Origin of the sequence: Burkholderia multivorans ATCC BAA-247, assembly GCF_000959525.1 — a bacterium.
GTDB classification, from domain to species: domain Bacteria; phylum Pseudomonadota; class Gammaproteobacteria; order Burkholderiales; family Burkholderiaceae; genus Burkholderia; species Burkholderia multivorans.
Window position 1 is genome coordinate 364,926 of record NZ_CP009830.1, and the last position, 9,030, is coordinate 373,955.

The window sequence follows — 9,030 nt, forward strand, 5'->3', positions numbered from 1 at the left end:
AACGACCGCTGCCGCGCGCCGCGTCATGCGCGCGGCGGCGGCCCGACCCACACCGCGACCGGCAGCGCGCGCAGGCAGTGCGCGACGCGCAGCAAGCCGTCCGGCGTGTCGCCGGCTTCGCTCGCATCGAGCCAGTCGGCCCACGGCCCCGTCGCGCCGGCCGGCAGCACGACGGCCGTGTCGTCCCACTGCGCCGGTTCGACGCGCGGCAGCGCGGGCGCGTCGCCGAGCAGCCGGCATGCGAGCCGCGTCGTCACGACGACGATCGTCGCCGCGTCGTCGCAGCGCGCGAACGCGACCACGTGACGCGCGAGCGGACCGCGCACGCGCAGCGGCACGTAGCGGCCGTTCGCGAACGTCGACGTATGCTGCGCACGCAGCGCGAGCAGCCGCTCGACGAGCGCACGCTTCACGCGTGCATCGGGCCAGGTCGGCAGATACGCGCTGACGGGGCCGTCGACGCGCTCGGCGGCGAGCGCCGCGAACGGCACGTCGCGCCGGTTGTCCGGATCGACGAGCGAATGGTCCCACCGTTCGGTGCCCTGATAAAGATCGGGCACGCCGGGCGACGTGATGCGCAGCGTCGTCTGCGTGAGGCTGTTGACGACGCCGGCCGGCGCGATGCGCATGACGAACGCATGCAGCCGATGCACGAAATCGCCGGCGCCGTGCGGCGTCAGGATCGCGCGCACGAACGCCTCGCTGTCCTGCTCGTAGTCGGGTTCGGGCGCGAGCCAGTCGGTCTGCTGCTTCGCTTCGCGCAGCGCCTTCGTCTGCCATTGCACGACGCGATCGGCGAGCGCCGCGAGGCCGGCCGCGTCGTCGGGGGCGAGTGACGGCGGCCAGCAGCCGACGAGCGTCTGATACAGCATCGCCTCGGCAGCGGGCCCCGGCGACCAGTCGAGGTCGCGATGCGCGCGGCCGCGATGCGGCTGGTTCAGCGCGGACCAGTCGAGCGAGACCGCGCGCCATGCGTCGGGGATCTCGCTCAGCACGGCGAGCCGCACGCGCGCGTCTTCGCCGCGCTTGTGGTCGTGCGTCGCGGTCGCGACGAGCGCGTGCGGCGAACGGTGCGCGCGCCGCCGGTTGCGCGCATGGAACGCGCCGCGCGACAGACTGAAATCGCCGGCATCGGCGCCGACTTCGTTGCGCGACAGCAGCCGCCCATAGCGGTAGTTCGCCGTATCCTCGACGCCCTTCGCTGCGAGCGGCGCCGTGAGCTGCGCGAACGCGACGCGCGCCGCATGCCGGCGCGCCGCATCGGCGCGCGGCGCGCGCGTGCCCGGCAGGCCGAGCCACTGCGCGACGCGTTCGAGCGCGATGCGATCGGTCGGATCGACGGCCGCGCGGGCGCACGCATACGCCTGCGCGAGCACGCGGCGATCGTCGGGCGCGAGTTCGTCGTCGGCCGGATACATGCGGTACACGCTCAGGTGCACCGCGAGTTCGCCGAGCACGCGATGGATCGCGATCCGGCTGATGTCGCGTGTCGCGGGCGACGCGCGCGCGATGTCGTGCAGCTTGCGCGCGACGCGCGCATGTTCGCCGGCGAGCTGGCGCAGCAGCACGCGGCGCTTGCCGTCGACCGCTTCCTGCGCGAACGTGCGCGGCGAGCGCGACACGGCCGCCCAGTGCGCGCCGAGCGGTTCCGCGCCGGCCGGATCGTGCAGCAGCGCGGCGACGTCGTTCATGAAGTCGTAGCCGGTCGTGCCGTCGATCGGCCAGTCGGCGCGCAGCGTTTCGCCGGGCGCGAGGATCTTCTCGACGTAGATCGTCGGCGGCGTGTCGCGCTGCGCGGCGAGGCGCGCATGCAGCCGCCGGCAGTACGCGCGCGGATCGGCGAGCCCGTCGACGTGATCGACGCGTACGCCGTCGACGAGTCCCGCCGCATGGAGCCGCAACGGCAGCGCATGGACCGCGTCGAACACCGCGTCGTCCTCGACGCGTACGCCGGCCAGCGTCGCGATGTCGAAGAAGCGCCGCCAGTTGAGCTCGTCGGCGGCCGTGCGCCACCACGCGAGCCGGTAGTGCTGCCGTTCGAGCACATGGTGCAGGCACGCGCGCGAGCGCGCACGGCGCGGATCGGTGCCGTGCAGCACCGCGTCGAACGCATGCGGGCCGTGCGCGGCCGCGTGCGCACGCAGCGCCGCATGCGCGGCGGCGACGCGCGCACTGCCGCGCGTGGCCGCGGTATCGAAGCGTTCGGCGAGCGCGTTCAGGTCCGCGCGGTTCGCGACACGCAGGATTTCCGCATAGGTCGCGACCGCGACCGGCAGTTGCCGTCCCGCGCAGGCGATCGTGAAGCGCCCGGCCGCCGCGTCGATGCCGAGCGTGATGTCGCCGGCGGCGAGCGCGTCGCCGTACGGCGAGCCGAGGCAGGGCAGCAGCACCTTGCCGTCGAGCGTCGGGTCGGGCGGATGCCAGTCGATGTCGAAATAGCGCGCATACGGGCTCGCGGGGCCCCACTCGAGCACGTCGTTCCACCAGCCGTTCGACGAGCCGCCCACGCCCATGTGATTTGGCACGATGTCGACGATCACGCGCAGCCCGCGCGCGCTCAGCGCGTCGACGAGCCGCACGAAGCCCGCTTCGCCGCCGAGTTCCGCGCTGATCGCGCCGTAGTCGACCGTGTCGTAGCCGTGCCGCGAGCCGGGCTCCGCGGTCGTGATCGGCGACAGATACAGATGGCTGATGCCGAGCCGCGCGAAATAGTCCGCGTGCGCGGCCGCGTCGTCGAACGTGAAGCCGGCATGCAGCTGCAGCCGCAGGGTCGCGCGCGGCGTCATGCGCGTCGCTCCGGCGTGCCGCGCGCGTCGGCGAGCGCCGCGATGCGCGCGCGCGTGTCGGCGTCGAACAGCGCGTCGACGGTGCGCGGCAGGCGCCGCCGCCAGTTCGGATGGCCGCACGGCGGCCCGGGCAGGTTCGGCTGCGCGTCGAGCGCGAGCAGATCCTCGAGCGGCACGATCGCGAGCGGCGACGCACTGCGCGCGACGAACGCGAGCACGGCGCCGACGGGCGGCGCATCGGCCGGCGGCGGCGGTGCGTCGTTCGGCGCGCAGCCGGCCTGCTGCAGTGCGCGCCACAGCGCGGCGCGCGCGGCATCGCGCTCGGCGAGATCGTCCGGTGTCGCGGCGCGTGCGGCGGCCGCGTCGGGGTCGGCATACGTGCCCTCGACGGTGTCGGCGTCGTTCGCGTCGCTTGTATCGTTCACGTCGCGCGTATCGCTCGCATCGGTCGTATCGCTTGTATCGCTCACGACGTGACGATCCTCCGGCCCGGCATCGGCGGGCCGGCCTCGCGCCTGCTCGTGCTCGGCCGCGATGCGCCGCCAGCCGAGATCGATGCCGCGCCACCAGCCGGCGACGGTCGGCAGGTCGTGCGTCGAGGTCATCGCGAGTGCGTCGCGGTCCCAGCTCGACGGCGGCCGGAATGCGCCGTCCGGCTCGCGTTCGAACCACAGCACGCGCATTCCGGCGACGCCCCGCGCGCCGAGCCGGTCGCGAAACCCGTCGGGCACGGTGCCGAGATCCTCGCCGACCGCGATCGCGCGGTGCCGCGCGGCCTCCAGCGCGACGAGCCGCAGCAGGTCGTCGCACGGGTAGTGCAGATACGCGCCGTCGCGTGCGCTCGCGCCGTCCGGCACGACCCACATGCGCGCGAAACCGAGCACGTGATCGATCCGGATGCCGCCCGCGTGCGCGAACGCGGCGCGCAGCAGCTCGATGAACGGCGCGAAGCCGTTCGCGCGCAGCGCGGCCGGCGTCCAGGTCGTCACGCCCCACGCCTGGCCGGCCGCATTGAACGCGTCGGGCGGCGCGCCGAGCGACAGCCCGCGCAGCAGCGTCGTGCCGTGCGCCCACGCATCGCTGCCCGCGCGATCAGAGCCGACGGCGAGATCGGCGATCAGCCCGATCGCCATGCCCGCGCGGCGCGCGGCCTGCTGCGCGTCCGTCAGCGCGTGCGCCGCGCACCATTGCAGGAACGCATGGAACGCGACCGTATCGGCGTGCGCCTGCGCGAATGCGTCGACTTCGACCGAGGTCGGCATCCGCCACGGCGCCGGCCATTGCCGCCAGTCCGAGCCGAGCCCGCGCGCGACGCAGAACGCCTGCAGCGCGTCGAAGCGCGCATGCGCGTCGAGCGCCGCGCCGCCCGCCGCGCGGAACCGTTCGAACCCGTCGAGCGCGGTGCCGCCGCCGGCGCGCAGCGCGTCGAACCGCGCGCGCAGCCGGCGCAGCTTCCGCGGCAGCACGTGCGGCCAGTCGACGAGTCGCGCATCGGCCGCGCCGTCCGCTTCGTCGCCCGCGACGCGGCCGACGCCCGGTACTGCGCGGCAGTCCAGATACGCGACGTTGTGCCAGCGCCGCGACGACGGCGAATACGGGCTGTCGTGCGCAGGCAGCGCCGGATAGCCGGCATGCGTCGGACTGATCGCGACCGCATGCGCGCCGTGTCGCGCCGCGTGCGTCGCGAGCTGCGCGAGCGCGGTGTAGTCGCCCGCGCCGTCGTCGCCGGCGCGGCGCAGCCCGTACAGCTGCGCGGCGATGCCCCAGCGGTTGCCGGCGTCCGGCGTGCCGCGCAGGCGCTCGGCCGCGCGCACGCGGCGCGGTGCGATCGCGATGGCGATCCGCTGCTCGCCGACGTCGAGTGCGTGATAGCCGGGCCGCACGATCGGCGGCAGCAGCGGGTCGCCGCTCGTGCCGCCCACGCGGCCGTCGACGTGCCCGCCCGTCTCGAACGTCACGCGATAGCGCGCGCCCGGCCCGGCCACGGTGGCCGGCAGCGCGATCGGCATGCCGGCGTCGGCGGTGATCATGCGCGGCGGCGCCGCATCGGCATCGACGAGCGCGGCGAGGCTGTCCACGCGTTCGACCGGCGTGCCGCACGGCCAGCCGAGCGCGTCGACGAGCGCGAACAGCGCGTCGTCGTCGACGCGGCGCGGCACGCCGGCCGCGTCGGTCCAGCCGGTCTGCAGCCCCGCCGCCCGCGCGAGGGATGCGATCGGGATGTCGGTCGTCATGGCCGCGCGTGTCCGTTCGCGCGATGGTTCAGCGCATCGTGGTTGACTGCGCCGTCGCGCCACGCAATGCATGCGCGTGCAGGCAGGCGTGCGTCGACGAGCGCGTCGCGCGCACGCGGCGGCGTCTCGAACACGATCTTGCCGACCGGCAGTTCGGGCAGCGCCGTCGCGCGCGGGCCGAGGTTCAGCGCGAGCGTCAGCGTGCTGCCGTCGCCGAGCCGCCAGCGTGCAACAAGCGCGCGCGCCGTCTCGTCGTCGGCCAGCACGTCGACGCCGAGCGCGCGCGCACCCGGCAGATGCGGCGTGACGAGCGCGGCGCGCACGGTCAGCGCGCTGCGGTAGAAACGACGCCACGCATCGGCATCGGGCCAGGTGTCGGGCCGCTCGTGCAACGCCGAGCGCGCGAACGTCGCCGGGTCGTTCGGATCCGGAATCGCGTCGCGATGCGCGGGATCGGCGAACGCGGGAAACGCGGCGAATTCGCGGCGGCGGCCCTCGCGTACGGCGTCGGCGAGCGCGCCGCGATAGTCGGTGAAGAACTGGAACGGCTGCGTGCTGCCGTCTTCCTCGCCCATGAACAGCAGCGGGATCTGCGGCGAGAGCAGCAACAGCGCCGTGACCGCGCGCAGCGCGTCGTCGTTCGCGAGCGCGCGCAGCCGCTCGCCGAACGCGCGATTGCCGATCTGGTCGTGGTTCTGCAGGAACGACACGAACGCGGTCGGCGGCAGCTGCGCGCTCGGCTCGCCGCGCGGTGCGCCGTCGTGCAGCGGCGACGGTTCGCCCTGGTACGCGAATCCTTCGCCGAGCGTGCGCGCGAAATGACGCAGCGGCGCGTCCGCATACGCGCGGTAGTAGCCGTCGCGCTCGCCGGTCAACAGCACGTGCGCGCTGTTGTGGAAGTCGTCGTTCCACTGCGCGTCGAAGCGGTCGGGCCCGAGCAGGCTCGCGGTATTGCGTTCGTTCTCGAGCACCAGATGCACGTGGCGCTCGCCTGCGGCCGTGCGCACGCGCCGCGCGAGCTCGCGCAGCCACGCGTCGTCGTCGATCGCGTGCGCCGCGTCGATGCGTAGACCGTCGAACCGGTACTCGTCGATCCAGTACAGCGCGTTCTCGATGAAGAACGCGCTCGTCTGCGCGCGCGAGAAGTCGATCGCAGGCCCCCACGCGGTGTGCCGGTCGTCGCGGAAGAACGCGGGCGCATAGCGCGGCAGCAGGTTGCCGTCCGGGCCGAAGTGGTTGTACACGACGTCGAGGAACACCTGCAGCCCGAGCCCGTGCGCCGCGTCGATCAGCGATTTCAGTTCCTCGGGGCGGCCGTACGACGCATCGGGCGCGAACGGCAGCACGCCGTCGTAGCCCCAGTTGCGCGTGCCGGGAAACGCGTTGATCGGCATCAGCTCGATCGCGGTCACGCCGACCGATGCGATGTCGGGCAGGCGCCGCTCGACGTTCGCATAGCCGCCACATGCGCCGACGTGCAGCTCGTACAGCACGGTCTCGTGCCACGGCCGGCCGCGCCAGGCACCGTGCCGCCAGCGATACGCGGCGGGATCGACGACCTGGCTCGGGCCGTGCACGTCGGACGGCTGGAAGCGCGATGCGGGATCGGGGACGACGAGCTCGTCGTCGAGCCGATAGCGATAGAGCGCGCCCGCGCCGACCGGCGCGACGAGTTCGAACCAGCCGTCGCCGGCGGCCGTCATCTCGAGCGTTTGCGCGCCGTGCAGCTCGACCTGCGCGCGGCGGCTGGCAGGCGCCCACAGACGAAAGCGCGTATGGCCGGCGTCGAGGCAGGTCGCGCCGAACGACAACTCGAACGCATGCGTGGACGACGAAGCGGCGGAATGGGACGTCATGGCGTTTCCTTCGAAGACAGGTCGGTCGGCACGGGGGCGACCGCGATCACGGCCGCGTGCGCGGCGACCTCGAGGCCGTCGGCGGGCCAGTCGCGCGGGCCGCCGTCCGGCGTCGCGGTGTCGACCAGCACGCGATACGCAAGCGCGGGCGGCGGCGGCTTGAACGTGATCGTCTCGGCCGACGCGTTCAGCATCACGAGCAGCGCCTCGGTGCGGCCCGTGCGCCCGGTGCCGACGCGCCGCATCGTCAGCGCGCGGCGCTCGCGGTCCTGCCACGCGGGCACGCTGACCTCGTCGCCGTGCTCGTCGAACCACGCGATCTCGCGCATGCCGGGCGCGCCGTCGCGGTCGCCGGACGGAAAGCGCGGCGTCGACATCACCGGATACATGCGCCGCAGCGCGGCGAGCCGCGACACGAAGCGCGTCATCTGCACGGCCTCCGGCTGCTGCGCGGCTTCCCAGTCGAGCCACGACAGCTCGTTGTCCTGGCAGTACGCGTTGTTGTTGCCGTGCTGCGTGCGGCCGAATTCGTCGCCGGCCACGAGCATCGGCGTGCCGAGCGCGGTAAACAGTGTCGCGAGCATCGAGCGCGCGACGCGGCCGCGCACGTCGCGGATCGCCGGATCGTCGGTCGGCCCCTCGACGCCCCAGTTCGCGCTGCAGTTGTCGTCGCGGCCGTCGCGGTTGCCTTCGCCGTTCGCTTCGTTGTGCTTGCCCGCATACGAGACGACGTCGGCGAGCGTGAAGCCGTCGTGCGCGGTGACGAAGTTGATCGACGCCCACGTGCGGCGCCGCTGATGGTTGAACAGGTCGGCCGAGCCCGCGAGCCGCGCGGCCAGCTCGGGGCGCTGGCCCGCGTCGCCGCGCCAGTAGCGCCGCACGGTGTCGCGAAAGCGGTCGTTCCATTCGGCGAAGCCGGGCGGATGGCGGCCGAGCTGATAGCCGCCCGGGCCGACGTCCCACGGCTCGGTGATCAGCTTGCGCTGCGCGAGCACGGGGTCCTGCCGCAGCGCATCGAAGAAGCCCGCGCCGGGATCGAAGCCGTGATCCTCGCGGCCGAGCGTCACGCCGAGATCGAAGCGAAAGCCGTCGATGTTGAACGCGGTCGCCCAGTAGCGCAGCGAGTCCATCACCATCTGCAGCACGCGCGGATGCGACAGGTTCAGCGTATTGCCGCAGCCGGTCTCGTCGACGTGATAGCGCCGGTCGTCGGGCACGAGCCGGTAGTAGCTCGCGTTGTCGAGGCCGCGCCAGGATAGCGTCGGCCCGAGCTGGTTGCCTTCGCAGGTGTGGTTGTACACGACGTCGAGCACGACCTCGATGCCGGCCGCGTGCAGCTGACGGATCGCGATGCGCATCTCGTCGAGCCGCCGCGTCGACAGATACGACGGCTCGGGCGCGAAGAACGCCGCCGTGTCGTAGCCCCAGTAGTTGCGCAGTCCGCGGTTCAGCAGTTCGCGCTGCTGCAGGAACGCATGCACGGGCAGCAGCTCGACCGTCGTCACGCCGAGCGCGAGCAGGTGATCGACGAAGGCCGGATGCGCGAGCGCCGCGAACGTGCCGCGCTCCGGCGCGCGCAGCCCCGGCCGGCGCATCGACGCGCCGCGCACGTGCGTCTCGTAGATGACGGTGCTGCGCCACGGCACGCACGGGCGCCGGTCGTTGCTCCAGTCGAACGCCTCGTCGACGACGATGCACTTCGGCATCGCGGGCGCCGAGTCGCGCCGGTCCATCGACAGGTCGCCGCGATTCGAATGCACGCGATAGCCGAACAGCGCGTCGGACCAGCGGAAATGGCCGAGCAGCTTGCGCGCGTACGGATCGATCAGCAGCTTGGTCGGATTGAAGCGATGGCCGGCCTGCGGCTGATACGGACCGTCCGCGCGAAAACCGTACACGGTGCCCGGATGCGCGCCGGGCAGGTAGCCGTGCCACACCTCGTCCGTGCATTCGGGCAGGTCGAGGCGCGCGAGCTCCTTGCGGCCGGTCGAATCGAAGATGCACAGCTGGATCCGGTGTGCGTGCGCGGAAAACACCGCGAAGTTCGTCCCGAGGCCGTCCCAGGTCGCGCCGAGCGGATAGCTGCGGCCGGGTTCCAGGCGAGGGGGCAGGGCGGTCGGCATGGGGGGAGTCTCCGTGTCGAGGGCGCCGTCG

The 9,030-nt window shown here is 73.2% G+C and carries 4 protein-coding genes; all 4 read right to left on the bottom strand.

Features of this window, described 5'->3' with window-relative positions; translation table 11 throughout:
• Positions 1 to 23 precede the first annotated feature (23 nt).
• Genes treY through glgX form a run of 4 tightly spaced genes read right to left on the bottom strand, consistent with a single transcriptional unit; the run spans position 24 to position 8,999 of the window.
• A complete protein-coding gene (gene treY, locus NP80_RS01695; protein ID WP_045592841.1) occupies positions 24 to 2,786 on the bottom strand; it encodes a malto-oligosyltrehalose synthase in 2,763 nt (920 codons plus the stop codon).
• Positions 2,783 to 5,020: a 4-alpha-glucanotransferase gene (gene malQ, locus NP80_RS01700; protein WP_045592845.1), complete on the bottom strand. Its 2,238-nt coding sequence runs from the start codon at positions 5,018 to 5,020 to the stop codon at positions 2,783 to 2,785. Before malQ ends, treY begins: the two co-directional genes overlap by 4 nt.
• Positions 5,017 to 6,876, bottom strand: coding sequence for a malto-oligosyltrehalose trehalohydrolase (treZ, locus tag NP80_RS01705; RefSeq protein WP_006410483.1), 1,860 nt, complete (start codon positions 6,874 to 6,876; stop codon positions 5,017 to 5,019). Before treZ ends, malQ begins: the two co-directional genes overlap by 4 nt.
• Positions 6,873 to 8,999, bottom strand: a complete 2,127-nt coding sequence (glgX, locus tag NP80_RS01710; protein ID WP_006398956.1) for a glycogen debranching protein GlgX — start codon at positions 8,997 to 8,999, stop codon at positions 6,873 to 6,875. The genes treZ and glgX overlap by 4 nt, the downstream gene beginning before the upstream one ends.
• Between the last annotated feature and the right edge of the window lie 31 nt (positions 9,000 to 9,030).

Bases quoted from the DNA above. Each gene is read 5' to 3' on its own strand.
- treY (WP_045592841.1), bottom strand. From the start codon at position 2,786: ATGACGCCGCGCGCGACCCTGCGGCTGCAGCTGCATGCCGGCTTCACG.
- malQ (WP_045592845.1), bottom strand. From the start codon at position 5,020: ATGACGACCGACATCCCGATCGCATCCCTCGCGCGGGCGGCGGGGCTG.
- treZ (WP_006410483.1), bottom strand. From the start codon at position 6,876: ATGACGTCCCATTCCGCCGCTTCGTCGTCCACGCATGCGTTCGAGTTG.
- glgX (WP_006398956.1), bottom strand. From the start codon at position 8,999: ATGCCGACCGCCCTGCCCCCTCGCCTGGAACCCGGCCGCAGCTATCCG.